The sequence below is a fragment of the Planococcus plakortidis genome (genome assembly GCF_001687605.2).
Classification (GTDB): Bacteria; Bacillota; Bacilli; order Bacillales_A; family Planococcaceae; genus Planococcus; species Planococcus plakortidis.
Window position 1 is genome coordinate 2912719 of sequence record NZ_CP016539.2, and the last position, 25371, is coordinate 2938089.

The 25371-nt window shown below is 40.4% G+C and carries 24 protein-coding genes and 2 pseudogenes; 10 read left to right on the forward strand and 16 right to left on the reverse strand.

What is annotated here, in order from left to right:
• Nucleotides 1-44: 44 nt before the first annotated feature.
• Nucleotides 45-749, forward strand: a complete 705-nt coding sequence (locus BBI15_RS14535) for an IclR family transcriptional regulator (RefSeq protein ID WP_068870635.1) — start codon at nucleotides 45-47, stop codon at nucleotides 747-749.
• A 120-nt stretch (nucleotides 750-869) separates the two neighbouring features.
• Here BBI15_RS14535 and BBI15_RS14540 read toward each other — a convergent pair whose 3' ends face one another.
• From BBI15_RS14540 to BBI15_RS14555, 4 genes are all read right to left on the reverse strand, one after another.
• Nucleotides 870-1106, reverse strand: coding sequence for a glutaredoxin family protein (locus tag BBI15_RS14540; protein WP_068870638.1), 237 nt, complete (start codon nucleotides 1104-1106; stop codon nucleotides 870-872).
• Nucleotides 1107-1322: 216 nt separating this feature from the next.
• Nucleotides 1323-3743: a DEAD/DEAH box helicase family protein gene (locus BBI15_RS14545; protein ID WP_068870640.1), complete on the reverse strand. Its 2421-nt coding sequence runs from the start codon at nucleotides 3741-3743 to the stop codon at nucleotides 1323-1325.
• A complete protein-coding gene (locus BBI15_RS14550) occupies nucleotides 3736-4062 on the reverse strand; it encodes a nucleoside triphosphate pyrophosphohydrolase (RefSeq protein ID WP_068870642.1) in 327 nt (108 codons plus the stop codon). The genes BBI15_RS14545 and BBI15_RS14550 overlap by 8 nt, the downstream gene beginning before the upstream one ends.
• 31 nt (nucleotides 4063-4093) lie before the next feature.
• Entirely contained in the window at nucleotides 4094-4336 is a 243-nt protein-coding gene (locus tag BBI15_RS14555; RefSeq protein ID WP_068870643.1) for a hypothetical protein, read from the reverse strand.
• A 342-nt stretch (nucleotides 4337-4678) separates the two neighbouring features.
• Here BBI15_RS14555 and BBI15_RS16310 point away from each other — a divergent pair.
• A pseudogene (locus BBI15_RS16310) lies at nucleotides 4679-4795 on the forward strand (JAB domain-containing protein); the annotation flags it as partial.
• Nucleotides 4796-5012: 217 nt separating this feature from the next.
• Here BBI15_RS16310 and BBI15_RS14560 read toward each other — a convergent pair.
• Both BBI15_RS14560 and BBI15_RS14565 read right to left on the reverse strand, forming a co-directional pair.
• The gene (locus BBI15_RS14560; RefSeq protein ID WP_068870645.1) at nucleotides 5013-5375 is read right to left on the reverse strand and encodes a YolD-like family protein; all 363 of its coding nucleotides are present in this window, start codon (nucleotides 5373-5375) and stop codon (nucleotides 5013-5015) included.
• Between the two features lie 189 nt (nucleotides 5376-5564).
• Entirely contained in the window at nucleotides 5565-5960 is a 396-nt protein-coding gene (locus BBI15_RS14565) for a DUF5348 domain-containing protein (RefSeq protein ID WP_068870647.1), read from the reverse strand.
• 571 nt (nucleotides 5961-6531) lie between these two features.
• Here BBI15_RS14565 and BBI15_RS14570 point away from each other — a divergent pair.
• Nucleotides 6532-7023, forward strand: coding sequence for a GNAT family N-acetyltransferase (locus tag BBI15_RS14570; protein WP_068487667.1), 492 nt, complete (start codon nucleotides 6532-6534; stop codon nucleotides 7021-7023).
• 282 nt (nucleotides 7024-7305) lie between these two features.
• Here BBI15_RS14570 and resA read toward each other — a convergent pair whose 3' ends face one another.
• The 5 genes from resA to BBI15_RS14595 form a co-directional block, all read right to left on the reverse strand.
• Nucleotides 7306-7848, reverse strand: coding sequence for a thiol-disulfide oxidoreductase ResA (gene resA / locus BBI15_RS14575; RefSeq protein WP_068487668.1), 543 nt, complete (start codon nucleotides 7846-7848; stop codon nucleotides 7306-7308).
• Between the two features lie 104 nt (nucleotides 7849-7952).
• Nucleotides 7953-8393 carry a disulfide oxidoreductase gene (locus tag BBI15_RS14580; protein WP_068487669.1) on the reverse strand — a complete coding sequence of 147 codons (441 nt, stop codon included), beginning with the start codon at nucleotides 8391-8393 and terminating at the stop codon, nucleotides 7953-7955.
• A complete protein-coding gene (locus BBI15_RS14585; protein WP_068487670.1) occupies nucleotides 8393-9070 on the reverse strand; it encodes a DsbA family protein in 678 nt (225 codons plus the stop codon). Before BBI15_RS14585 ends, BBI15_RS14580 begins: the two co-directional genes overlap by 1 nt.
• A gap of 25 nt (nucleotides 9071-9095) precedes the next feature.
• Complete coding sequence (locus BBI15_RS14590; protein WP_068870649.1) at nucleotides 9096-10190, reverse strand: copper resistance D family protein; 1095 nt, start codon at nucleotides 10188-10190, stop codon at nucleotides 9096-9098.
• Nucleotides 10191-10748: a copper resistance CopC family protein gene (locus tag BBI15_RS14595; RefSeq protein ID WP_068487672.1), complete on the reverse strand. Its 558-nt coding sequence runs from the start codon at nucleotides 10746-10748 to the stop codon at nucleotides 10191-10193. It lies immediately after the preceding gene.
• A gap of 171 nt (nucleotides 10749-10919) precedes the next feature.
• On the opposite strand from BBI15_RS14595, the gene BBI15_RS14600 reads away from it, so the two are divergent.
• Entirely contained in the window at nucleotides 10920-11297 is a 378-nt protein-coding gene (locus tag BBI15_RS14600) for an ArsR/SmtB family transcription factor (RefSeq protein WP_068487673.1), read from the forward strand.
• A pseudogene (locus tag BBI15_RS14605) lies at nucleotides 11294-13407 on the forward strand (heavy metal translocating P-type ATPase). The gene BBI15_RS14600 and the pseudogene BBI15_RS14605 overlap by 4 nt, the downstream one beginning before the upstream one ends.
• Before the next feature lie 120 nt (nucleotides 13408-13527).
• On the opposite strand, the gene BBI15_RS14610 reads toward BBI15_RS14605, so the two are convergent.
• Together BBI15_RS14610 and BBI15_RS14615 are read right to left on the reverse strand one after the other, a co-directional pair.
• A complete protein-coding gene (locus BBI15_RS14610) occupies nucleotides 13528-14946 on the reverse strand; it encodes a murein hydrolase activator EnvC family protein (RefSeq protein WP_068487675.1) in 1419 nt (472 codons plus the stop codon).
• Nucleotides 14947-15358: 412 nt separating this feature from the next.
• Nucleotides 15359-16804 (reverse strand): alpha-amylase family glycosyl hydrolase, encoded by a 1446-nt coding sequence (locus tag BBI15_RS14615; RefSeq protein WP_068870651.1) that lies wholly within the window; start codon nucleotides 16802-16804, stop codon nucleotides 15359-15361.
• A 305-nt stretch (nucleotides 16805-17109) separates the two neighbouring features.
• On the opposite strand from BBI15_RS14615, the gene BBI15_RS14620 reads away from it, so the two are divergent.
• Entirely contained in the window at nucleotides 17110-17340 is a 231-nt protein-coding gene (locus BBI15_RS14620) for a hypothetical protein (RefSeq protein WP_068870653.1), read from the forward strand.
• A 109-nt stretch (nucleotides 17341-17449) separates the two neighbouring features.
• Here the strand turns inward: BBI15_RS14620 and BBI15_RS14625 are convergent, their stop codons facing one another.
• Together BBI15_RS14625 and BBI15_RS14630 are read right to left on the reverse strand one after the other, a co-directional pair.
• Nucleotides 17450-18379: a cation diffusion facilitator family transporter gene (locus tag BBI15_RS14625; RefSeq protein WP_068870655.1), complete on the reverse strand. Its 930-nt coding sequence runs from the start codon at nucleotides 18377-18379 to the stop codon at nucleotides 17450-17452.
• A 79-nt stretch (nucleotides 18380-18458) separates the two neighbouring features.
• Nucleotides 18459-19307, reverse strand: a complete 849-nt coding sequence (locus BBI15_RS14630) for a cation diffusion facilitator family transporter (protein WP_068870657.1) — start codon at nucleotides 19305-19307, stop codon at nucleotides 18459-18461.
• A gap of 300 nt (nucleotides 19308-19607) precedes the next feature.
• On the opposite strand from BBI15_RS14630, the gene BBI15_RS14635 reads away from it, so the two are divergent.
• From BBI15_RS14635 to BBI15_RS14650, 3 genes are all read left to right on the forward strand, one after another.
• Entirely contained in the window at nucleotides 19608-20225 is a 618-nt protein-coding gene (locus tag BBI15_RS14635; RefSeq protein ID WP_068870658.1) for a class I SAM-dependent methyltransferase, read from the forward strand.
• A 93-nt stretch (nucleotides 20226-20318) separates the two neighbouring features.
• Nucleotides 20319-20747, forward strand: a complete 429-nt coding sequence (locus BBI15_RS14640; RefSeq protein WP_068870660.1) for a VanZ family protein — start codon at nucleotides 20319-20321, stop codon at nucleotides 20745-20747.
• Between the two features lie 1080 nt (nucleotides 20748-21827).
• On the forward strand, nucleotides 21828-22643 hold the full coding sequence (locus BBI15_RS14650; RefSeq protein WP_068870664.1) for a ZIP family metal transporter: 816 nt from the start codon (nucleotides 21828-21830) through the stop codon (nucleotides 22641-22643).
• 45 nt (nucleotides 22644-22688) lie between these two features.
• Here BBI15_RS14650 and BBI15_RS14655 read toward each other — a convergent pair whose 3' ends face one another.
• Nucleotides 22689-23651 carry an arsenic resistance protein gene (locus BBI15_RS14655; RefSeq protein ID WP_068870666.1) on the reverse strand — a complete coding sequence of 321 codons (963 nt, stop codon included), beginning with the start codon at nucleotides 23649-23651 and terminating at the stop codon, nucleotides 22689-22691.
• 942 nt (nucleotides 23652-24593) lie between these two features.
• Between BBI15_RS14655 and BBI15_RS14660 the strand changes: the two genes are divergently transcribed.
• A complete protein-coding gene (locus BBI15_RS14660) occupies nucleotides 24594-25208 on the forward strand; it encodes a CadD family cadmium resistance transporter (RefSeq protein WP_068872617.1) in 615 nt (204 codons plus the stop codon).
• The last annotated feature ends 163 nt before the right edge of the window (nucleotides 25209-25371 follow it).

The following is a 25371-nucleotide window of genomic DNA, read 5'->3' on the forward strand; positions in this document are numbered from 1 at the left end:
CAAATTAAATGTCTAATATTTTGAGACAAAAAGAGGTGTTTTTTATGAATTTGAAAATACTGCAATTGTTCCGCACCCACGGATCGCCTCTACATATCGATGAAATGCTGCAAGCAATTGACGTTCCAAGAAGCTCGCTTTACCGCCAAATTAAAGGATTGACACAGTCGGGCCTAATCGAAATGGCCGGAAAAGGGCTGTACGCTCCCGGCTGGCTGGCGGATGAGCTGTCGCGGGTCAAAGAAAATTCTTTCTCTCCTTTAATCGAGTCAGCATTGCCGATCATGCAGGAGTTGAATGAAGATCTCGGAGAATCGGTTAACCTGACTGCAATCAAAGGCGCCAAAGTCCAAGTGCTTGCCCACCTCGAATGTAAGCATAAATTGAAGTATTCCTACGAGGAAGGCCAAGTGCTAGATTTGTTTAAGGGAGCCTCTTCGAAAATCTTACTGGCATACCTGCCGCAAGAACAAAGCGATTTCCTCATCGATTCGGATTTACCTGAAGCAGAAGGCGACCGATTGAAAGCTGAACTCAGCAGAATTAATCAAAATGGCTACGCATTGACTAATTCCGAAGTCGACGAAAACGCGATTGGTATATCCACCCCGATACTGCGCAACGGCAAATACTTGATGGGGGGCCTGTCCATCGCCGGCCCGTCCTTCCGAATCAATGACACTGAAATCGGCACCTATATCGAACGCTTGAAAGAAGCGGCAGCCGATGTTTCATTAATGCTCAGCTAGAACGCAATATTGCAGGTTACACTTAAAAAGAATAAAAAACTCCTGTACATGTTGTTTTACGGTTCATACCGAAAACAATGTACAGGAGTTTTTAAATTCTATGGCAGTATTTCTGTATACTTACTGCTTCAACAAAGATTGGACGCGCTGCGGGTCAAAGCCGAGCACCCACTCGCCGTTGATGTTCGTCTGCGGAACCCCCATTTGGCCGGTTGCCTGGACAAGGCGGCTAGCCGCTACTGGATCTTTCTGGACATTGACGTCTGTGTAAGCGATGCCGTTTTGGTCCAGGAAATTCTTGAGCATCGTGCAGTATGGGCATGTGTTCGTTGAGTAGACAGTTACTTGGTTAGTCATATGGATTCCTCCTGTTTGAGTAATATCTTTGATTAACTTTATAATACCCATTGGGGTATATTTTTTCAAGCAGATTGCTCACTGATTCTAAGTAATCCGTTGGAAACTTAGTAAAAAGAATTGGTTCTTAACCTCTCAATTTTGCAATATCTTTTTTTAATTAGTCATATTAAAAACGGCAGGATGAGTTTTATAATCACTCTTCCTGCCGTTACTTTAGTTTCTATTAATCGCTTTCCTCTCAAAATAAGCATGCAGCCGATATTCAGCAATTTCCTTCGTCCACTCATGCAGAATTCGCTGATGTTCAATACTTGGCGATAGATTCAAAGTAAACGATCCTCCTTCAAATGTCACCAGGCCGCCTTTTGCACTGCCGCTCCACTTCGTCATCGGCATCCGCTCAATCAGATCTGCGATTTTCTTTTCATCGTAGTCTCTGAGCTTTCTTCCCTGCACATCATTGAAATCAGCATTCAAGCGGTATTGTTTCGCCGTCAGGAACTCATGGAAATACGGTGCTGCTTCCACTGGCGTGATCGGCTCCAGCCAGTTCTCCACGCCTTGTGACAACATGTAACTCAAGACAACCATCTTATAGCTTTTGTTCATTCCGGTCTTCTCGACTTCCAACAACCAATTCTGGTGCTTCGTCCATACTTCAATCTCTTCTGCATTCAACTCCGCCGCATAAGCGAGCAGGCCGAACCAGCTGCCGAATTCCTGCCTGATCGTTTTCGATTCCGCCGTCCCTTGGAGATGAAATTCTAAATAAGTAGGACGCCTGCCGAGCTCCCGCTTTAATTCGCGGTAAGCAAGAACCATTGCTTCTTTTCTAGGCGCGCGTTTCTTCCGCAGCTCTACCAATAAATTGACGACTGCCAATTCTAAATTGAAATCGCAATTCGCAGGGACTAAAGGTGCGACGCCTTGAGGTTTTCCTTTAGCTTGAGGCACTGTATCAAATACCGAAAGCTTCAAATCGGCGTTGCGGTAATTGCCGATAAAGTCAATAATCACGCAATGATCCTTTTCGTCCGCAATGCGCAGTCCCCGGCCGATTTGCTGGGTGTAGACTGTGAGCGACTCAGTCGGTCGGATAAACAGCAAGGTATCGACTTTCGGAATATCGACACCTTCATTGAACAAATCGACCGTGAAGATGATTTCCAACTCTCCTGAATCCAATTGTGCTCTCGCCGCTTTCCGCTCTTCTGCAGGCGTACCGCCCGACAAACTCATCGAACGAATGCCGCGCTCCCGGAAAAACTGGTCCATAAATTGTGTCTGCCGGACCGTCGAACAAAAGACGATCGTGCGGGTCTGCTTATGCTTTTGCCACGCTTCGAATACTGCTTCAGCATAGTCTTCCCTCAACTGCGCCTGAAGCAGTTCTTCTTCGTCGTAGCGGTTTCCGAGCCAGCGAATCTTCGAGTAATCGGTATTGTCGTATACGCCAAAATAACGAAACGGCGCCAGCCAATTGCGCTCGATGGCATCGAGGAAATGAATCGAAATCGCGACATTGCCATCACATAGGGCATACACATCCTGATTGTCCATGCGGTCAGGTGTTGCCGTGATCCCAAGCAAAAACTGCGGATCGAAATGCTCCAGCAGCCTTCTATAAGTCGGGGAAGCTGCATGGTGGAATTCATCTACCACAATTAAATCGAACGCATCCCGCTCGAATTGATCTAAGTGATACTCACTTCCCAGTGTATAGATGGAAGCAAACAGAAAATCTGCGGAGGTATCCTTTTCTGTCGCATGGTAAAACGCGGATTTTTTATGCGGGTGAACTTTTTGGAACGATTCTTTTGCCTGGTGAAGGATCTCCTGGCGATGCGCAACAAACAACACCCGTTTGAACTTCTTCGCAAAAAACGCCGCGAGATAGGTTTTCCCGAGCCCTGTCGCAAGCACAGCCATCGCGCGAGTATATTCTTCTTCCATCACCGTATCGAGTGCACCGAGTGCTTCCTGCTGGGCGGGCCGTGGCTTTAATTCAGTTATGTATGGGGCTCCTGTTTCTACGATTTCCTGAGGCTGCGATGCCCCCAGCATAAGTCCCGTTTCTTCCGCTTCCGACCAAACCGGGCTGATTGGCCGTTTGAGATTTGCTTTTTCATGAAGCATTTTATATTCCTGAAGCGTTTCTTTATTCAAAGGAATCGTTTCATCCGCGTAGAAATACGCTAAAAATTGCTCTGCCGCTTCATCAAATACCGTCTCATCTACTGAAGTTGGCGCGATTAAATTCCATTCCACACCTTCCGTCAATGCGGAGCGGGATAAATTGGACGATCCAACGATCAGGTGCGACGTTTCTTCACCGCGGAATAAGTAAGACTTGGGATGAAATGAAGCACCTCCGCTTTTCCATAAACGTATTTCAGCGGAAGGCAATTCATCCAACAACATCTCAAGTGCTTCCGGCTGTGTCACAAAAAGATAGTCACCAATCAATAGTTTGATTGGCACACCACGGTCTGCGGCTTCTTTCAAGAATGGTGTCACGATTCTCACACCGGACTTCATTGCAAACGCCGTAATCCAGTTAATATCAACAGCTTCTTTCGAAAGCTGGTTCAAGTGGCTCACGAGCTGTGAAGTGACCAGCTGCAATTTACTCATCTTCAACCTCGATTAAAAAGATTCTTTCTTTAAATCCGCCGCGTTTTTCCGCTTTTTTTACTCGCACTTCTTCTACTTCTTCAAACGAAGATCCATTGAGTTCAGCAGCTGCATGAATCAGCTCGAGAATGTCTGCAAGCTCTTCAACCGCATCTTTTGGATTATCAGTTTCCTCATATTCATGAAGCTCCTCAGTGAGTTTCTTCGTTACCTCTGTTTTATACTCTTCTTCTGATAAAATACGGGTTTCGAATTGAAGACCGCTGTTTTCGATTACTTGTGGGATTTTGTCTCTAACTAGCTTGTTATATGCTGGCATCCTAAGTCCTCCTCCATTTCCAAAAATGCTATTAACTCAATTCTTTATACATTCCCGGATACACATACAAAGATTTAAAATAACTAACTGAGCTAGCCTCTTTAGTTAACTTTTTCGCGCATTCGGATGAAATGTATATAATATCATTCTCATAATAAATATCTTCATTCAAGTCGTAATCTAAAATCATTACTACTTCTTCATTTTCAGCTTTTAGCTTCTTAAACCATATTAAAGAATCTATATGATTACCCAAAATTAAATTAATACGCATACTAATATTCCCTCACACTTTCATAACATTGTGAAATTTTTAGATAGATAATTAGGATTTCCTCTAATGAGCTCAATAAACATTAGTATTAACAATAGTAGAATGCCTCACTTTATAAATTATAACTATTGTTAAAAACTTTTTTGAAAGGTTTGATGCAATGCCTATAAAAACTAGTTACCTTTAAGATAATATTTTACAGGTAAATAGCAGTTTATCGAGTAGTTTTTCTAATAGCCTATAAAATTTAAATGTAATATCTATGTAACTAGAGGTTAGGACAAACACCGAGCATATACATCATCTCAACTGACCACTGCATAAAATCGAGCAAATGAAGACGTAGCTGTCAGCAAGCGATTGATGGATGCCGGCGAGCTGATTGGCATTGAAGTGTTGGATTCACTGATTGTCAGCCAAAAAGACGGCGTTTCCTTGAGGGAAATCGGGGTTATTTAAAAACCCCGTCCCTACGGGATTCTCAGACGAAATGAATCGCATCTTCCATCGTCTCAGAAAAGATAAATCCCTCAGAAGGCGAATCTCAGACATGGGATTCGTCTTTTGTAAGGGGAATTCCTCAAACCTCATAGCTGCGCTAAAAGAATGGCAGGGAAAAAAGAAAATGACCGATGCAAAATAGGTTGCATCGGTCATTTTCTTTTGATCATTTGAATCAATCCACTAACTGAATGCCTACCAAGCTCTCAATCGGCAATCGCTGCCGTCCGGATTCGTCTTCATAAACCAGTTGCCCATTCCTCAAATCGATTTCTTGAATCACCCCAGTATGCGTAAAAAACGCGCCGTTTTTCCATGTCTTCAGTTGGACCTCACATCTTCGGCTCATGGCGATTTCCACTTCTTCCTGGATGGCTTGCAAATCAAAATCGGTCAATTCGGGTTTCGGCACCTGGTCCTGTTCCTCGTAAAATTCTTTGATCAACCGGACATGTTCCGTCAGCAGCATCCCTTGCCATTTAATTAACCCTCGATCGCTGACAGCCCCTACTTGTTTTGTGTGTTTCGTTGTTTTCATGCTATCGCCTCCTTTCAATTAAAAAGAACATACGTTCTTATCATACCACTTTAGAAACGCTCTGAATCCTCCCTTTATAAATAAGCATACAAAAACCCATTCTCTTGAAGACCAAGAAAATGGGTTCTCGCTATTTTTCGGATCAAATCATTAAGTTTATTGCTGTTGGTGCAGAAAGAGTCTCTTATATTATCGACATCTTGCTTGTAGACCCTCCAAAGGTTGTTTGATGCCTACCGCAAAGTAATCCTCACCGTCATGCTCAATTCGTGTTCGTGCGTATATTTCTTGTGATTCATCCCAGATTTCAAGGGGACTGCCCGACGTAAAGTAATCTTCAGCGCCTTCGATTTCATAACGTCCGTCTGACCGTTTAATAACTCTTCCACTGGCTTGAATCGGTTTCTGAAGGTACTCAACCGAATAAATTAAGCTATACAGATGGTCTGCCACTTTCCGCATTTCTCGCTCTTCAAAGCGTTGTTCCGGATCTTCATGGTCGTGCTCAAACTCTTCTTCTTTTGATATCCCTTTTAAAGCAGGCAACGTAGCCGCCAACTTTTTATTGGCCTCTTCTAATCTCAAGTAAATGCCCCCTCAATGTTTGTTGCAGTTTCTCGGATGAACAAGTTCTTTCTATTATATCGCATTTATACACTGAACTTTAAGCTATCTTTTTCATTCTTTACCTTTTGATTCGCGTTCTTCTATTTTTCTTTTTCGAAAAGTCGTTGTCAATACATCCATTCGCCTTGTGATTTCATTGTTCAGAATTTTTTCCAGTATCGTTAAAATAACCTCTAGCTCTCTCTCTGTAAATCCTCAATATAGCCGATTTTCTTCATATCGATCAAATCGAATCACTATTCCGGCACCTCTCTGTACTTTTTTAAGTAATTATTCTATATATTTAGATATGGAGTACACCAAAGTTCACTTTCCTCCTCTATCTTTATGGATTCTCTTTTAAGAGTCATAGATAAAAGGGCAACAAAGTAGGCTTTAACCAGACTTACTTAGCCCTTTCTATTTATATAACTGCTAATTCTCCATCGTAATTTCAATCAGAACATTTAAATTACTAGCTATACTCGACACTTTTTTCACATTTAAAGTTTATTATCTAATAAATAAACTACTTATATGGGGGATAATAATGAAAATTGAAATCATTCAACCAATCGTGGAACGGAAAGAGATTTTAAAGAATTTATTGGAATTGTACCAATATGATTTTTCAGAGTTTGAATCTGAAGATGTAGATGAAAATGGATTGTTTGGCTATAAATATCTGGATTGTTATTGGAACGAACCAAACCACTATCCATTTTTATTTCAAGTGGACGGTAAGTATGCAGGATTTGCTTTGGTACGTAAGATAACTGTTGAAGATGCAAGTAATCCTTCTTATATGAAAATGTGTGAGTTTTTTGTAATGAGAAAATATCGAAAAGAAGGTGTTGGAAAACGAGCAGCCTTTCATATTTTCAATCTCTTTCAAGATACTTGGGAAGTGGCGGAACTTGAAACCAACCTTCCAGCTCAAAAGTTTTGGAGAGAGGTAATTTCTGAGTATACTAACAATAATTACTCGGAATTTTATCTAGACCAATGGCCTGGACCGATTCAAAGATTCTTCACAGTTTAGCTTATAAACACGCTTCAAATAATATAACCAGAAAAAACCCCCGACTGGTAGTCACTTTCTTAAAGTGTCTACCAATCGGGGGTCAGTTCAGTTTTTTAAAAGATAATTCTTCCTCAACTTCTAAAATTTAATTGTGTCACTCGATCTCTTAAAGCTCTTAAACTAAAACGTCGGGCTTGTTTTAAATACGCTTCAATAAAAAAAGGCCAAGGAAAAAATTCCATAGGCCTTTGCTTTAAAACAAAGGAATTTAAACAGAGAGCTGTTCTCTTATTAACCCCTTCAGGAAGCTTTTGGTTTAATCTCTTCCATGTACCTTCTTATGTCTTCCTCCGACATTTCACCGGTAATGATTTTTACGATATCTCCATCTGGATTGATCAACATGGTAGTAGGAAGTGGGCGAATGTTGTATGCCTCCATTACACTTTTATTTTTATCAATAACAATTGGGAAGGTTAAGTTTTTTTGTTCTGCATATTGTTTCACTTCATAGTCAGACTGAGCAATATTTACAGCCAATATTTGCACGCCTTGATCCTTGTAATTCTGGTATTGCTTTTCCATCAATGGAAACTCTTTCTCACATGGTTTGCACCAAGTTCCCCAAAAGTTTACAAAAACTCCTTGTCCTCTATACTCAGATAGTTGCTGGCGCTGCCCATTTAAGTCAGTTAAGGTGAAATCAGGTGCCTTGTCTCCTACCTGTAATACCTCACTTTGCTCTTTCGTTAGTGCATTATAAATCGTAAATATGATGGCACCCGTCATGACAAGCAAGATAACACTTCTCAAAATTAAACGTTGCTTTTTTCTTACAGCCATACGTTCCCCCCTCAGTACTAATCTTTCATCTTTACTAGACCCAAAACCATAGAAATTGTTAAACCTCACAGCAAAGACAGAATAACTTGAGATGCATATACAGATTAAGAACGAGATTCTCTAAATGCCAGTAATAGCATAGTTACCGTGATTAAAACAAAGGCAATCAATGCCAAGAATGGAATCGTGATGAAACCTGCCCAATTGATATATTCTGAGCTGCATGGAACCCCATTGACACAGGGCTTGAATCCACCAAACCCAGGAATTTTTTGTTCCAAGTAGTGCAGAACGGAAATACTCCCACCCAAAAGGGAGAGTGGCAAAACGTAACGAGGCGCTTTAGTGTCGTTTGTAAAGGTTGCAATGCCCAAAATCAGCACTAAGGGATACATGGCAATCCGTTGATACCAGCAAAGTTCGCACGGAATAAAACCTTGCACTTCACTGAAGTATAGGCTTCCCAGCATCGCTACTAGGGAAACAAACCACGCACTATAGAGTAGAATCCCCGTTTTTCCAGACTGTCCTTGTTCTTTCGCCATCACTCTGCACCTTCCAATTCTTGATCAATCAAGGCTTTGATCGCATCATAATCAAAGGGGTCTTCCAATTGTTGGCCGTTAACTGAAATAGTAGGTGTTTGAGAAACACCAGCTTCTTCCACTAGAGCTTCATCCTTTTGGAGCTGTTCTTGTTGTGACACTTGTTCGATGTCTTCCTTTAGACGAACCTGGTCAATCTCTGGAAATGCTGATGCTACTTCCATCAATTTTTCTGGCGTAATCCATGCGGCATCATGGTCTTCTACTGGTTGGGCATCATAAAGAGCTTTATGAAACTCCCAATAAATTTCTGGGCTCTGCTCATAAACCGACTCCGCAGCCAAAGAACCTAATACAGACTCATTTCCGTGAAAAAATACATTAATATAAGAAAACTTCACCTTTCCTGTTTCCACATAGTCCTCTACAAGCTGAGGATATACCATTTCTCCCCAAGCTTTACAAGATGGGCACTTAAAGTCACCGTATTCCACTACTGTCACTGGAGCATTGCCCTCACCTAAAGTGGGCTGTCCGGAAACATCCACTTGTGCTGTTTCTACAGCGGGTGCTTCCTCTTGATTCAGAAATACCACTATGACGGATACAATTACTGCTAATACAGCGGTTGCTAGGACGATCCATTTCATTTTAGATTGCTTCGATTTATTTCCCATTTTTATATCCTCTTTTCTACTTTTATTATCCAACGCTGAGCATTAAGCCTACATAAAAACTCAACACACAAAACAATCCCATCACCAATGTCAAATATACAGGGATTTTTTGCTTGAAACTATAAATGACAAGACTGCCAAAGGCTGTGCCGAGAAACAAAAATAAAACGCCAAGAATGCTCCACTCAAATTGCAGATGCATCGCAGTATCCATCGAACCAGTATGAAAATAAGCAAAAAGATTGGAAGCTCCATTCATTCTTATAAACGATTCGATTGAATGGGGAGGTTCTTGTTGCCCTAATACTGCAGTTGCCGACAATACAAGTAACAATACAACGCTTTCTGCTCTGGCCCAAGGCAATGGATTTACCTTTTTCCCTCTGCTTAATTTCGCTCTAATGAATATGCCATTGATGAAAGCAAAGAGTAATACTGGAAGAATTAATAAATGTTTCACTAAAATTGCTTGGCCATATGGCATTTGCCACGCATCCGTATAGTCTTTTAAATTCAACGCCAAAGTCATGATATATAATCCTGAAGCCGAAATGATAATTAAACATATGATAGCAAGTGGAGTGAACCATTTTATAAATGGGAGCCAGTTTTTAGAAGACACTGAAAACCAGCTAACAATAAGTAAAATACCTATCCAAACCGTTGCAGCTGTAAAGTGTAAAGTATGAAAAATAAATCCACTTCCATCTGTTAATGAAGCTGCATGGCTTCCCCATCCCAACGCGAGAAGGAGCAGAAAAGTAAAAACGAGGGAGACAACGATCAATACTTTGCTCTTAAAAACGGGAGTAACTGATACGAAAAAATAGAAAAAAAGAGAAGTTAAAACCGTTACTGACCACGCTTGCCCTACCTCGAATTCCCCGACTACATTTTGAACGGTCAATAAAAGACCGATATCTTCGTATAGAAATACTACAAGCCGAATGACGGGAGCTGTCGATAAAAAAGCAATGCCCAAGATGGAAATTTGTAGGACGCGTTTATTTATTACCAGATCCGGCTTTTTATTGGCTGGAACTAAGTGAATAAGCAACGAGCCAATTAAAAGCGAAAAACAGAGATATAGAAGCATTTCAGCTATGTATAGCCAGATCATTTAACTTTTTCGCCTCTCCAGCGCCCACATGAATGTACCAGCTGCGATTATCGCCAAAATAATAAAAATGATTATTACGGCATACGGAGGACTGGATGTTGTCGTTTCGCTAGTTTGCTGATCCGTTTCAAAGGTTTGTGTTTCTTTAGTTGGTACCTCTGAAAGGGAACCTGTAATTTGCTCTTCTGTATCCTCTGTTTTCTTCACCTCTCCTGTTTTTGCGGTAAAGCTTAAAATACCTTCAATTGGATGCCCATCCGCGCCGATTATTTTCCATTTCACAGTATAGTCCCCATCAGGCATGCTGCCCTTAGGATTCCCACTCATTGATTGTTCCAAGAGCTGAACATTGAAAGGAACTTCCTCGCCCTCTTGGTTTTCCACGGTAAAGTTGCTGCCTTTCTCCAAGGCGGTATTGAATTCAAGAACAATTTCATTAAGTTCTTCAGTCACTGTAGCTCCATCACTCGGCACACTTTTTTCGAGTGCAGTATGAGCAGAAACAGTAGTCGAACACATAAGCAGTATCAATACTGCCATTATCCATATTTTTTTCATTTGCTAAAAACCTCCAGAATGGGTTGTTTTTATTTAATAAGCCACTTTCCCTCTTATAAAGTCTACCAAGAATCTTTGAACATTAAAACAACCGTTTGAATATTAGAATTGACAAATCAACGAACTCTTTCTAAACTAATACTCAAACGAACATTTGAATGAGGTGTAAAAATGGAGGAAATCGAAATTAGTAAAAAGAATGATACATGCCAAACTTTCTGTTATGACGAAGAAGTGATTGGAAGGGTTCAACCTAAGATGGTCGGCATTCGTGGGGTGGAGTTAATCTTCAAAGCACTTTCTGATGCGACCCGACTGAAAATTGCTTATGCTTTGACACTGGAAAAAGAATTATGTGTTTGTGACGTGGCCAATATTCTAGGGACAACCACAGCTACTGCTTCGCACCATCTGCGCTATTTGCGTAATATGGGATTGGCAGATTATGAAAAACGCGGGAAATTGGTTTTTTATTCACTAGCTGATGATCATGTGCACCAGTTAGTCCGCATTGCTTGCGAGCATGCAGAGGAGGACCGATACAAATGAGCGAAACTCAGGACCAACACATTTACAAGCTCCAAAATCTATCCTGCACCAGCTGTGCCGCTAAGTTCGAAAAAAACATCCGAGAAATTCCTACAGTTGAAGACGTGAAACTAAACTTTGGAGCTTCAAAAATCACCATCGCTGGACAAGCCTCAATTGAACAATTAGAGCAAGCCGGTTCTTTCGATGGCATCCTGGTATATCCTGAACACCAACGATTGCCTGAAACCAAAGAGCCGTTTTGGAAGCAACGAGCGAATCAAACCACCATGGTTTCTCTCTTCTTTTTGATTCTCGGCTATATATCATCACTTCAAATTGGCGAAGAAGAAGTTATTACTATCGGCCTTTTTGGTCTAGCGATTTTGACAGGCGGTCTCAGTCTTTTCAAGGAAGGGCTTAAAAATCTTATTAAGTTCCAATTCGATATGACAACGTTAATGACCATCGCGGTCATTGGAGCTGCAGTTATTGGCGAATGGGGAGAAGGTGCTGTCGTAGTCTTTTTGTTTGCAATCAGTGAAGCATTGGAAACCTACTCCATGGACAAAGCAAGAAACTCCATTCGTTCACTAATGGACATCGCACCTAATACAGCTACAATCAAACGTGGAACACAAGAGTTCGAAGTAGATGTAGAGGACATTCAGGTCGGTGACATCATGATCATTAAACCAGGACAAAAATTGGCAATGGACGGCGTTGTCGCAAAAGGGAATTCGTCAATTAATCAGGCAGCAATTACAGGCGAATCTTTGCCTGTCCATAAAAGTGCTGGAGATGAAGTATTTGCAGGCACACTCAATGAAGAGGGTGCATTGGAAGTCCGGATCACCAAGAGAACTGAAGACACTACGATTGCAAAGATTATTCACTTAGTTGAGGAAGCCCAGGCAGAGCGTGCCCCTTCCCAGCAGTTCGTAGACAAGTTCGCAAAGTATTACACACCAGCTATATTAATTATCTCCCTTTTAGTCGCTGTCCTCCCCCCCTTACTTATAAATGGGGAATGGAACGAATGGATTTATCGCGGCTTAGCAGTTCTAGTTGTGGGGTGCCCTTGTGCTCTCGTCATTTCTACGCCTGTCGCTATTGTCACAGCAATCGGCAATGCTGCTAGAAATGGCGTATTGATTAAAGGGGGATCCACTTAGAAGAAACTGGCCGTCTCAAAGTCATTGCTTTTGATAAAACGGGGACACTAACGCATGGAACTCCCGAAGTAACGAATATTGTTTCCCTGTCAACCATGACTGAAAAAGAAGTCCTTAAAACAGCTGCATCCATTGAAAACCTCTCTCAACATCCGCTGGCGGCTGCTGTTTTGCGAAAAGCGCAGAGCTCCAATATTATTTTAGCTGAAGTAGAGAACTTCCAGTCCATGACCGGCAAAGGCGCAAAAGCCGAAGTCGACGGCCAACTGTATTACATTGGCAGTCCTCATCTGTTTACAGCTGAATTAGAACGGTCACCTGAAATTTCAGCGGGTATTGAAGCGCTTCAAGCTGACGGCAAGACCGTAATGCTGTTAGGGTCCCACACTGGGATCAAAGGATATATAGCAGTAGAAGACCAGGTCAGATCCGCTAGCTCTACTATCATTCAAAAACTATACGATTTGGGCATTCAGAAAACGATTATGCTCACAGGTGATAATAAACTGGCAGCTACTTCAATCGGCAATAAACTTCATTTGACTGAAGTTAGATCAGATTTAATGCCCGAAGATAAATTAGATGCCATTAAATCTTTACGAAAACAGTTTGGCAAGGTTGCAATGATTGGCGATGGAGTAAACGATGCGCCGGCACTAGCAACTTCTACTGTCGGAATTGCCATGGGCGGGGCCGGGACTGACACAGCGTTAGAAACGGCAGATATCGCACTTATGGCAGATGATTTAGATAAACTCCCTTATACTATTGGGTTAAGCAGAAAAACTTTGAAAATCATCTTTCAAAACGTAGCTTTTGCTTTAGGGCTTAAATTGCTAGCCTTGCTGTTAATCATTCCTGGATGGTTAACACTATGGATGGCCATATTTGCTGATATGGGTGCCACATTGATTGTCGTATTGAATTCTCTGCGCCTCATGAAAACCAAATATTGAGCCAACCCCGCATAACCCGGATCGTTTTATCCTGGAATCCTAACTAATAAAAAGAGCCAGCCGTTCATTTATTGAACGGCTGGCTCTTTTGGATAGAAACATGGTGAAAAGATTTGCTTATCAAGAACCGATGTAGTTTCTTGGATCTACTGCATTTGAACTTGAACCATTCCAGATACCAATGTGAATTTCAAAATGAAGATGTGACCCTGTAGAACGGCCAGTACTTCCCATTCCGCCGATTCGTTGTCCCTGAGTCACTTTTTGTCCTTCAGATACGTTAAGCGCGCTCATATGGCCATATACAGTAGTGAACGTTTGTCCGTTGACGGAATGGGTGATAACTACCGCATTTCCTAATCCCCCCATAACACCTGCATGAGAAACATATCCATCTGCAGCAGCTGTTATTGCTGTACCGACACCATTTGCAATATCCATGCCTGAAGTAAACTCAGGTCCATCACCAATATCACGCCATCCAAAGTTAGATGTCACTCGTCCAGTAGTCGGCCGAATGAAGGGAGATCCTGACGATACAGCTGGGGTAGCCTGAGCTTCTGGCTCGCTTGCTAATACAGCCGATTCTGTAGATTTTGACGAACTTTCAACAGACTCCGCAGATTTTTCGGCTTTTTGTTCTTGCGCTTTTTGTGCTTGTACTTTTTGTGCTTGTGCTTTTTTCTTTGCTGCCTGCTCTGCTGCTGCTTTACGTTCCTGAGCTAACTTACGTTTTCGTTCTTCTTCAGCTTTTCTAGCTACTTCGGCTAGACGTTCTTGCTCTTTGGTAATTTGATTTTCTAAATCTGCTGATACATCAAGTGCTTCAGAACGTTGTTGCTCTAAATCGGATTTTTCTGCTGCCAATCGCTGCTGTTCTGCCTTCAAATCTTTTGCGAGACCATCTTGTTCAGCTTTTTGTCCATTGAGCTCATTTCTAAGTTTTTCAAGCTCTGCTCTACGCTCTTCTTGTTTAGCAAGCTTGGTTTCCACCTGGGCCTTTTGATTTGCCAATAATTCTTTATCTTCTTCTTGGGTACGCATGATTTCACGGTCGGCTTCAATTAACGTATTAACAGCCGAAAATCGATCAATAAAATCAACAAAATCCTCAGCCCCAAGCAAAACATCTATATAATCAACGGATCCGCCACTCATTTGGATAGCTCGTGCCCGTTCTTTCAGTAATTCTGTTCGCTCATCAATTTTTTTCTTTAACTTAGCGATTGAATCTTGTAAATCCTTTATTTCCGCTGTCGTTTGTTCAATTTCGCCTTCGACAACTGCAACTTTTGATGTCGTTTCTTGAATTTGTTTATCCAAGCTTTGAATTTCTTCCATGATTTTTTCCAGAGCTGATTGATTCTTGGAAATTTCGTTTGCTTTATTATTAATTCCTTTGTTTAAATCATTCTGTTTTTGCTCTATTTCCTGTTTCTCTTGTTCGAGTTCACTCAATTTATCCGCATTTACTGTAGGCATTAAAATGGAGAATGCCAAAATAGAAGATAAACCGGTTAATAACCACTGCTTTCTCATTGTTACTTCCCCTCTCGTACTTTAACTCTTATTTCTTTATGTATAGGTCAGTACTACATCATTTAAAATTCGCGCTAAAATATATCGTTTTATAATCAGTTGTCTTCCAGGACTCACCAGTCATTTCAAAACACTTTATTATCCTAGAAACCCGATTTTAAAATCCAACTGTACCAGTGTATCATGGTGCTCTTTTACATTTGTTACAGGAACCTTGCAATTTCGTTTTTAATTCAAGGTATTTCCCAGTGCAGAATCTCAGCTTTTTTATTCATTTTTTTCTGTAAGTACCAATCGATGCTCCTAATTAGGAGATAACGGAATCAAATAAAGATGCTTGGATATATAACATACCCAAGCATCTTGAACGATTCTAAAGCCACTATGACCGTATTGAATTTTTAAGGAGGAATTATTTTTTAGCAGTGGCAGCCTTCTTTTTCTTTCTTCCTCGACGCCAAGCTAAAAACAAGAACGTTAAGAAGGAGATATATAAGACTACTAACGCCGCGATATAGGCTTTATTGAAGCCTTTTTGTTCGATGATATTGAAAGCTTCTCCTAATTCTCTATCTAAAGTGATCCGGTAATTTCCCTCTTCATCCTGACGCGCAATATTGTTTTCGAATAATCCACGCAATTCCTTATCGTCGCCAACTACACTGGCTGGCAAAGTCAAACTTTGTGTAGAGGAAGAATTGTTAATGGCGATAATCCAGGCTTCTTCTTCGTTTGACCGCTTATATACAAACCAGCCGTCTTCCTCGTGTAATACTTCCATACTACCCGTCCGCAAGGCTGCCGATTGATTACGCAGAGAAGTCAAGTTGGCTATATGGTCGATTAATTCCTCGTCTACTCCTAAATCCAAGATCGGATGGGTATCAGGAGTCGTTCGCCCGTTAACAGCAATTTCAGAACCATATTGTATGACAGGAATCCCTGGCATAGTTAATAATTGAAAGGTAAGCAACTTCCATCGTGTTGGCGGGAAGCCGCCTTCTTGGACGGTGTCCGCAGTGAACCGGGAAGTGAGGAGAGAATCAACTTGAATCAGCTTGCCCTCTGCTTCTTCCCAAGAACCGGAAAGCTCTGTTTCATTAGGGTTAAAACTCTTATAGCTATCTCTTAAAGCAGTCTCAATTCCTGGCATGACCACAGCATCAAGGCCGTCTTGAGGCGGTGTTACATCATCGCTTATTACATAGAGATCCCGAATGCTTTTTAGGCTTTCAGAAAATCGAGTTATAAAGGCTGGATCCAAGCTATCTGCCTTTTTTATTCGAATACCGTCAATCGCATATTTTTCGATGAAGCCTTCAAATTGTTCAATTAATTGATCTTGTACTTGACGATTAGCGGTCTCCAGAGCGACGGTTCCATTTTTATTTTCAACAAACCATTCAGGATGACTTTCCCGCCACACATGTTGTTCACTCAATTCCTGAGTCGGCAGATCAATCATTACCTTTAAATCCAGTTCGTGGGCTTTGTTTATAACTTCTTTCCATTCCTCCTGAGTACCAAAACGTGACTCTAACTCATCGTAATCCACTACGGCTGTCCCATCATAGGAAGTCGCAGAGAAGATAGGCCCAACGGAAATCATGGTAAACCCCATATCTTTGATGTACTGCATTTCGCTGCTTAGTCCTGCAAAATCTCCCCCGCTAAATGAATTAGGGTCTAGGGAATTCACATTGATATCATTTTGAATTCCCTTATTAAAGAATCGATCCACCAATAGGTCATAAATAATTTCATCTTGCAACTCATTATTCTCTGAAGCTTCTATCGGCCTTGCTAAATTGAATAGTAAAAATCCCACCAACAGGATTGAAACCCATCTCTTTTTCACACAATTTTCCTCCTCAAAAATACCAAACTCGTTTTCAGATTCGGTTCAGTGTAACAAATATCAATTTTCTCTTCTATATAAAATCAAATACTTCATAAACTCTGCTTAAAGTTTTATCGATCCTGTGAATATTTAAGCTTACTTGGATGAAGCTTCAGTAGGTTAAGCTATTAGTACACTTTATTCTGTAATTAAGGAGGCAATAGGTATTGATTTTCTCGAAACATGTATTACAGTTAAACAGGATATTAACAATGGTCCAAAAATAAAATATCGCTCTTTCAATAATTCTAAGGAGGAATATCATGCTCTCTTCAAATAAAAAGCCACAAGATAAATCGACGACTTTTGGATTTCTATTTTACTTTATAGCCTTGCTCGGCTGGTCTATTTATGACTTTTTTGTCACGGGTACCACTGGATGGCAAGTACCGATTCTATTCCTTGGGTTTGCCATCTATTTATGGTCAAAAGTGTTTTATCAGCAACGAAAAATAAGAGAGACAGTAAAAGAGTCCGAGTTGAAACTCAAGTGAATGATAAGGGAACAATAAAAAAGAGCGACGGGCTTTCCGTCGCTCTTTTTTATCAAAATATTTTTGAACACTCTATTCCAAGCACTTTCAAATGAAGTATCTGCAAAAGCTAACGGGAGTCTTCTAAATCCTTCAAATCCCCATGAATAGACTCTATATGAGGATGGTCTTGTGATTCCAATTGAATTGTTATATGGGTAATTTGTTGTTTTATCATTGCAGCCTCAATTTCTCTTAATATGAGTTGGCTTTCTTCGAAAGAAAGGCCATTCTCTATCACCACATGGCCCGATAATGCGTTTTTTCCGCTAGTGATGCTCCAGACATGCAAATCGTGTATATTATTTACTCCTGGGATTTTTTCAATTGTATCTGTTATGCGATCGATACTTACATCTGTCGGAGTCCCTTCCATCAATACATGAATAGCTTCCTTTGTGACACGCCAACCACTTATTAAAACAAGTATGGCCACAACGACACTAGCTAAAGGATCGGCCCATGCCCAGCCGAAAAAGATTATTAGCAATGCGGCTGTTATAGCTCCTACAGAACCCAACAAATCACTCAGTACATGTAGGAAGGCGGCTCGGAGATTCAAATTGTCCTTAGTATCTCCGCCTCTGGTCAAAATCCAGGCAACCAATATATTTACTAATAGACCGATAATGGCAATAATCAACATGCCTGTTGTAGCGACTTCTGGCGGATCAGAAAACCGATGGTAGGCCTCGTAAAAAATGTAAAGTGAGATTAACACCAACGTTACTCCATTGAAGACGGCAGCTAAGATTTCAAACCTCTTGTAACCATAAGTCTTAGCTTGATCCGCTGCCTTTTCCCCAATTGTAAAAGCTAAAAAACCAATTCCTAAGGAAATCGAATCGCTCAACATATGTCCAGCATCCGCGATCAATGCCAGGCTATTTGTCAGAAAGCCGCCAATCGCTTCTACAACCATATAAACCGTAATAATCAAAAAAGAAATTAATAAGGTTTTTTTATTGCGTCCATGTGCGTGGTCATGGTCACTTCCCATTTACGACACCTCCCTTATTGGACATCTTTACAAAAGTAAAATTGATCAACTGGTTATTCCCATGACGGGACCTTGGCAATCACTGAGTCTTCCAGTCCATTTCAATTGTGGAGTGAATGATTTGAAGATCCGAAATTGTACTCCGGACCTTTTCCTTAATTGCAGTTGAATCTGCCAAGTTTTCGCCTGTGACCGACAGGCACACATTCATCGCATGCTCCTCCCCATCAATTGACCATATATGCAGATCCTTTACTGAAAGCACCCCAGGAATTTTCTCAATTCTTGAATGGACTTCATCCAAATCGATCTCCTGAGGTACACCTTCAAGCAAGATTTTCATGGTTTTCGATAAATTCCGAAAGACATTGAACAGTATAAATAAAGCAATGGCAATCGATAAAATGGGATCAAGTATATGGATGTCTTTGAACAACAAAACGATACCTACTATTAGTACGGCAACCCAACCTAGGACGTCTTCTAACAGATGCCAAGTAAGCACGCCTTCATTTACTGACTTGCCTTTATGTAGCCTGTATGCCGCAAATCCATTTAACAACACACCGGCAATTGCAAACCAAACCATTCCTTGGGCATTGGAGTGCTCGGGGTTGAATAGAAGAGGTATGGCTTGAAAGAAAATATAAACAGAACCCGCAATTAAAATGAGTGCATTAATCAAAGCTCCCAGCAGCGAAAAACGCTTGTAACCGAAACTGAACTTTTGGTCGCCTTCCTTCTTCGAGAATTTTTGCAGAAACCAAGAAAGCCCCAATGCTGTTGCATCCCCCAAGTCATGTACAGCGTCAGACATAATAGCCACGCTATTAATTAAGAAGCCCCCAATGAATTCACCTATAGAAAAAAGCAAGTTGATGAAAAAAGCCAACTTGATATTTTTCTCATCCTTATGAGCTGTTGCCATCTGTTCTCCTCCTTTCTCAATACAGTTAAATAAAAAATGACGTACAAATTTTGATTTCACCCAAGGCTTAACTCACTCCATGTCACTGAGTAGTTTATATATTCCCCAAAGCTCATGAAATACACCTTGGTAAATGATAGGCGCAATTTCCATAATTGCTTATGAAGAAGAGTTTCGGCAAGCAGGAAATTAAGGAAGAGATAAAGAATGTGACAGAGAAAAAGGAATGTCAAACTCCTTTTCATCTGTTCTATCCTTGCCTATACCAAATATGGACATTCTAACTGGGAGGTAGAGAGAGTGAACAATGCTTGGAATAAAATAATGTATAGGATTTGGTCGCCTATCTATGATCAGATCTTCAATACTGGGCCTTTCTTAGAAGCCAGGAAGAAAGTTTTCCAAGATGTGAAGTTTGAAAAGCACTCAAATCTATTATTTGTAGGAGTGGGGACAGGAGCCGACTTGGAGTTATTCAATCCTCAACACTTTACTATTACCGCGATTGACTTATCTCTCGACATGTTAGAAAAGGCGCGCAAAAAATATCCTGATTCTGCTATTAGTTTTTTAGAAATGGATGCTCAAAAACTGGATTTTGATGACGATCAGTTTGATTTTGTCATTGCCAGCTTGATACTTTCTGTTGTACCTGATCCGAATAGTTGTTTGCGAGAAATGACACGCGTACTTAAAAATGGTGGGGAACTCATTATTTTCGATAAATTTTCTTCAATTGAAACAAGCTCTTCAGTTCGACGAAGACTAGCCAGGCCTTTCGTCAAAATACTTGGGACCGATATCGCCTTGAATTTTGAAGCCTTGTTCGAAGAAAACAAATATTATCTAAAGCTCATAGACAAAAGCCCTGTTATGTTTAACGGTTTTTATACTAAAATCCGCCTCAGAAAAGATTAAATACTTTAATTGATCCCTTTTGTCTTTGTCTTATTCAAAACCTTTTCGAAAATTTAGTTGGGTTTCTACTTAAACTAAGAAAGGACAGTGTCGATGCGATTCCCTCTCTTTTTAATAATTCTATGGGCATCAGTGATTTTAGCGGTGATGTCCACAAGCGATGCATATGCTTTTTTAGTTGATCAAGTTGTAGAATATCAGATAAACTTGCAGCCTAATTTTCTTGAATTACTGAAATTTAGTGACGTTGCTTTCAATGATGCTTTTTACTTAGCACAAAAAACTGGCCATTTGTTATCCTTTGGGATTCTATATATTTTAATGTTCATTTGGCTAAAGCAAACTTTCTATTCCTGGTTTTTATGCACATCGTTTGCCTTTTTCTCAGAAGTTTTTCAGTTGTTTTTCGATAGAAACGGTAGGCTCTTTGATGTGGGCATCGATTTAATTGGTATTTTTCTAGCCCATCACCTGATTATCAGAGTTCTCAACTTTAAAAATGAATTCAGCAAAAATGGCTAGGAGACGATGCTTTTCTAGCTAACCGCAATAATCCGTACTGAGAAGAATAAAACAAGTCTCAAGTTCTCCATAGCCCAATAATGCCTTTTCTACGGTATATAATCTGATGGCATTCAAGAATTTTTAATATCTTAGTAAGTCGATAAGTCGACAAATTCAAATCCTTCTCTACCTCTTTAGTATTTTTGACTAGCACTCCGTAGGAAGTAGAATTCCTCAAAAAATACGTTATAAATCTAAGTCCACTACTCAGTGTTTCTTTCTTCTCTTCTGCTAAGCATTTCCTGACTTCTTTTATGACCCTAGTTTCTAAATTCGAAAAAGAAAACTCATTTTTATTTTTCACTAATAAATCTCCTTACTTTTTATATTTCGAAACTAAACCAATAGATTAAGCTATTACTTTAATAGGATATACTAACACCCACACACTTATTTACATTCAATAAAGTTAATCTATTAACTAACTTCATATAAAAATGTTCGATGAAAAAAGAAGCGATGATTGAGCCAAGGAAACGGAAATCACACATGCTATACTTGTTTGACTCTTGCTTTTGGTAACTTTTAAGACTCCCATCAGTTAATCAAACACAAAGCTAATTGCTTCATAGGCAGTATAAATAATTTAAGGACTTCAAACTAATCAGGTAAACGCCGAAAAGATATACAAGCTCCAAATGATAAATCGACCATAAGTAAAATATGTAGTTTCGGAGTTTAGTGACAAGCACAGCATATACAATAATATATTTATTGAAAAGGGAAGAATACAAGATTTTTTCCAGCAAATAGATTATAGAAAATACATTCAACATTATTACGACCCTGGAGTCGTTCAGCCATCCGTTCGTAAAGTCAAGATAGCTCTAAATGAATACATCTCTAATTAACGCGCTGCTTTATGAATCAAGTTACCATACAAGTTTTCAAAAGAAGCTGATATATGAAGCTCATGGAGAAGTGAGCTTTACTTAGCTTTTTTTATTGGATTTAATTAACTGAACCGAAATTTCTGACTGAAAACAAAACAAAGAATCAAGTTTTTAGAAATATATTTTTCATAGGAGGAAAATTAGAATGATAGAGTTATTTAAAGATCTAGATCCGGTTGTTCAAGCATTTATTGGCACGTTATTTACATGGGGCATGACGGCACTAGGGGCGGCGTTAGTATTTACTACAAAAGGCGTCAATCAACGTTTCCTGGATAGCATGCTCGGGTTTGCTGGAGGGGTAATGATTGCGGCAAGTTATTGGTCGCTTCTTGCTCCTGCCATTGATATGGGGGAAGGTGGTTCCTTTCCAGCTTGGATGCCTGCAGCCATCGGATTTTTACTGGGTGGCATATTTTTATGGTCAATAGATAAAGTCCTCCCTCACCTTCATCCAAATGCATCCTTAGAAAAAGCTGAGGGATTCCACTCAGCTAAAAGAAAGAAGAGTTCTTTGCTTGTATTTGCCATTACACTCCACAATATTCCGGAAGGGCTAGCAATCGGCGTTGCGTTCGGAGCTGTGGCTGCAGGATTTCCGTCGGCCTCTCTAACAGGTGCAATTGCTTTGGCAATCGGCATCGGTATCCAGAACTTCCCAGAAGGCCTAGCTGTCTCCATGCCTCTTCGACGCGATGGATTTTCGCGGCGAAAAAGCTTTCTTTACGGTCAATTCTCTGGAATGGTTGAACCAGTCGCCGCCATCATCGGTGCGCTGGCAGTGGTGTTTATCGAACCTTTACTGCCTTATGCATTGAGCTTAGCAGCAGGTGCAATGATTTTTGTAGTCGTCGAAGAAGTAATTCCAAGCTCCCAAGAAAAAGGAAACTCTGATTTGGCTTCGATGAGTTTAATGGTTGGGTTTACAATTATGATGATCCTTGATGTCGCCCTCGGCTAATTTCAAGTAAGCTTTGACCCTTGGCCTGTGAAACGGATATCCTATTTAGCTTTCTCCTATATTTCCTCTCCTTGTAGAAAGCAACAACTGAGAGACGAGTGCTAGAATGGGCAATTCGATCAACGGACCGATAACTAAGGCCAAGGCGATTAAAGGCTGATACGGAAAGGCGACAACTGCAATGGCCAATGAAACAGGCGAATTACGTGCGATAGTCGTCAGGCTTAAGCTCACCGTATCTTCATAGGAAAACTTTAGGGCTTTCCCTACTGTTTGCGCCAAAATAAAATTAACAACAAAGAACAATAAAACAGGCAGCAGCAAGGTTGAAATGACTTCAAGATTAGTGAGTAGGTACTTCCCTTGCGAAGCAAACATCGCCATAATCGCCAAAGATAAAAAGAAAATCTGTGCCGTAGCAAAAAAAGGGACGAGTTTCTCATTCAAGAAGGCTTTCCTCTTCCGCAGAGCATAGCGCGTCAAATGCGCCAGGACAAATGGAATAATCAGTACCAGGATGATGCTTTCGGTAAGGGTCAACAATGGTATTGGCTCAATCGTGCCAGCGAAAATGAATAGGTAAACCGGCAACAGCACGACCTGCAGAATCAAATTAATCGGCAAAACGGACATGGATAAGGGTACATTCCCTTTCGCAATGGCAGTGAACATCAGGTACCAGTCTGTACAAGGTGTCACCATCAGCATGATAAACCCAATCCACAGGGCTGGATGATCCGCAAGGAAGATTGCCCCAAGTCCCCAGGCCACTAAAGGCGTCCAGACAAAATTGGTAAGCATGCTGACAGTGAAAAAATTGCGATTTTTAAAAGCATCCTTCAGGTGCTGCAATGGAGTGATTAAAAATAATCCATACAGCATCAGCAATAAAAATGGCACGATGAAGGATTCTGCATATTGTTCATAAAAGTGGACCTGCCCCATCAATAGACCGATCCCCACTGCTGTCAAAATAATGATGGTTTGAAACTTCTCAACTATATTCATGAAAAAACTCCTTTTATAATAGAAAGAACGTGCGCTCGATCGATTATTCTTTAAAAGCATAACGGAAGTGCTACCCTATTAATCTTGAGTTTGAATCCGAACGGAGGAAAAGTATCCAGAGTGCTTTTAAAGAAGTCTGGGAATCTCCCCTTCACTCCTTGCATTAAGCTCGAAGCGATAAATCCAAGGGATCACTAAGAAATCTGCTTAATACATTACTGCTATAAGATTAGAAGTATGAAACAATGACATCGCACAGTTCACTGAAAAACTCAAAACTGTGGAAGGAAAGAAAAATTGTTGCAAATAACATCTTATTTCCTTTCTGTTTATACAGCCTCAGATAAATATAATGATATGCAAACTTTAACTCTGATTACCTAGAAGTTTAAGTTATGGGAAAAATATAGTTGAACAGATTAAAGCGCCTGAAGATTAAACGGTTAGGCGCTTTGCAATGTAAATTAATTCGTAGGTGTCCATCTTTTTCTCAAAGACCTGTCGTGTTGTTTTGTTTCATAAAGCTTTGAATATCTTCCTCAAACATTTTCCCGGCGACGATTTTCTCTATGTTTCCATCCGTATTCACCAGAAGAGTTGCCCCTCACCTCAACTGGTTGCTATTATAGATTTTTATGACTCTCTTGTTCTTGTCAATGACAATGAAGAACATCAAATCGCGCAGTTCTGAGCATTTTTTTACTTCAAACTCTAGGTGAGCAATATTGACGGTGAAATAGCAGAATTTGATCTTCAATGTGATATTTTCCTTCGTTCTCTTTTCATTTGAAGAAATATGCTAAAACACTAAAACGACCGCTTGAATATATAATTGACAAGCTATCGGTATATTCATACACTTAGATAATCAAACTTTCGTTTGAATGTCTAAGTATTAGAATTGTAATAGGGAGCACTATATTCACAAAGGAGTTGGTAATGCTGATAGGTACGATTTTCACCGCGGTTGCCGCTTATGCTGCGACCAGTATTGATTATGTTATCATTTTGCTGATTCTTTTTTCACAAACGTTGAAAAAAGGTCAGTTAAAATCCATTGTCATCGGCCAGTATCTAGGAACTGCCATTTTGGTAGGCGTCAGCCTTTTAGCTGCGTACGGTCTAACGCTTGTGCCCCCTCACTTGGTGGGCTTATTGGGTCTCATCCCCATTTATCTAGGTATTCGCATTTGGAAGCGAGAAGAAGACGAGAACAACGAAGAGAATATCCTCTCCCGTTTGTCTTCCGGAAACCCCAATCGCTTGTTTATCACCATCACCGCCATTACTCTGGCGGCCGGCGGCGATAACCTCGGTGTTTACATACCGTATTTTTCCACTCTGAATCCAAGCGAAACCATTGTAATGCTGATCGTCTTTGCCATCCTAGTTGCCGTCTTGTGTTATCTCAGTTACCAGTTAGCATCCGTTAAAAAGGTTTCGAAAACGATCGAGAAGTGGGAGCGCTGGATTGTACCGATTATCTTCATTGGATTGGGTCTTATGATTCTGCTGGAGAATGAAACCTTCCATTTTCTTTGGGGTTTGGTAATCTAAAGTGATTCTTAAATTGAACTGCAAATGGTAATTTTAAAAGTTATCTCCATTTGATTAATTCTTTGGTAACCACAGTGCTTGTTTTTATTTAGTTCGCTAATTTTTTTATACACTTGTTTTTCGATTGTTCGTAAAAAAGGCACTTTACCGAATAAAAAAAGAA

What these genes read in the sequence shown, in the direction of transcription:
- BBI15_RS14580 (WP_068487669.1), bottom strand. Translation starts at nt 8,393, where the DNA reads ATGGCGAAAGAACAAGGACAGTCTGGAAAAACGGGGATTCTACTCTAT.
- BBI15_RS14585 (WP_068487670.1), bottom strand. Translation starts at nt 9,070, where the DNA reads ATGGGAAATAAATCGAAGCAATCTAAAATGAAATGGATCGTCCTAGCA.
- BBI15_RS14540 (WP_068870638.1), bottom strand. Translation starts at nt 1,106, where the DNA reads ATGACTAACCAAGTAACTGTCTACTCAACGAACACATGCCCATACTGC.
- BBI15_RS14545 (WP_068870640.1), bottom strand. Translation starts at nt 3,743, where the DNA reads ATGAGTAAATTGCAGCTGGTCACTTCACAGCTCGTGAGCCACTTGAAC.
- BBI15_RS14650 (WP_068870664.1), top strand. Translation starts at nt 21,828, where the DNA reads ATGATAGAGTTATTTAAAGATCTAGATCCGGTTGTTCAAGCATTTATT.
- BBI15_RS14570 (WP_068487667.1), top strand. Translation starts at nt 6,532, where the DNA reads ATGAAAATTGAAATCATTCAACCAATCGTGGAACGGAAAGAGATTTTA.
- BBI15_RS14625 (WP_068870655.1), bottom strand. Translation starts at nt 18,379, where the DNA reads ATGGGAAGTGACCATGACCACGCACATGGACGCAATAAAAAAACCTTA.
- BBI15_RS14560 (WP_068870645.1), bottom strand. Translation starts at nt 5,375, where the DNA reads ATGAAAACAACGAAACACACAAAACAAGTAGGGGCTGTCAGCGATCGA.
- BBI15_RS14620 (WP_068870653.1), top strand. Translation starts at nt 17,110, where the DNA reads ATGCTCTCTTCAAATAAAAAGCCACAAGATAAATCGACGACTTTTGGA.
- BBI15_RS14550 (WP_068870642.1), bottom strand. Translation starts at nt 4,062, where the DNA reads ATGCCAGCATATAACAAGCTAGTTAGAGACAAAATCCCACAAGTAATC.
- BBI15_RS14630 (WP_068870657.1), bottom strand. Translation starts at nt 19,307, where the DNA reads ATGGCAACAGCTCATAAGGATGAGAAAAATATCAAGTTGGCTTTTTTC.
- BBI15_RS14640 (WP_068870660.1), top strand. Translation starts at nt 20,319, where the DNA reads ATGCGATTCCCTCTCTTTTTAATAATTCTATGGGCATCAGTGATTTTA.
- BBI15_RS14590 (WP_068870649.1), bottom strand. Translation starts at nt 10,190, where the DNA reads ATGATCTGGCTATACATAGCTGAAATGCTTCTATATCTCTGTTTTTCG.
- BBI15_RS14600 (WP_068487673.1), top strand. Translation starts at nt 10,920, where the DNA reads ATGGAGGAAATCGAAATTAGTAAAAAGAATGATACATGCCAAACTTTC.
- BBI15_RS14595 (WP_068487672.1), bottom strand. Translation starts at nt 10,748, where the DNA reads ATGAAAAAAATATGGATAATGGCAGTATTGATACTGCTTATGTGTTCG.
- resA (WP_068487668.1), bottom strand. Translation starts at nt 7,848, where the DNA reads ATGGCTGTAAGAAAAAAGCAACGTTTAATTTTGAGAAGTGTTATCTTG.
- BBI15_RS14655 (WP_068870666.1), bottom strand. Translation starts at nt 23,651, where the DNA reads ATGAATATAGTTGAGAAGTTTCAAACCATCATTATTTTGACAGCAGTG.
- BBI15_RS14610 (WP_068487675.1), bottom strand. Translation starts at nt 14,946, where the DNA reads ATGAGAAAGCAGTGGTTATTAACCGGTTTATCTTCTATTTTGGCATTC.
- BBI15_RS14555 (WP_068870643.1), bottom strand. Translation starts at nt 4,336, where the DNA reads ATGCGTATTAATTTAATTTTGGGTAATCATATAGATTCTTTAATATGG.
- BBI15_RS14535 (WP_068870635.1), top strand. Translation starts at nt 45, where the DNA reads ATGAATTTGAAAATACTGCAATTGTTCCGCACCCACGGATCGCCTCTA.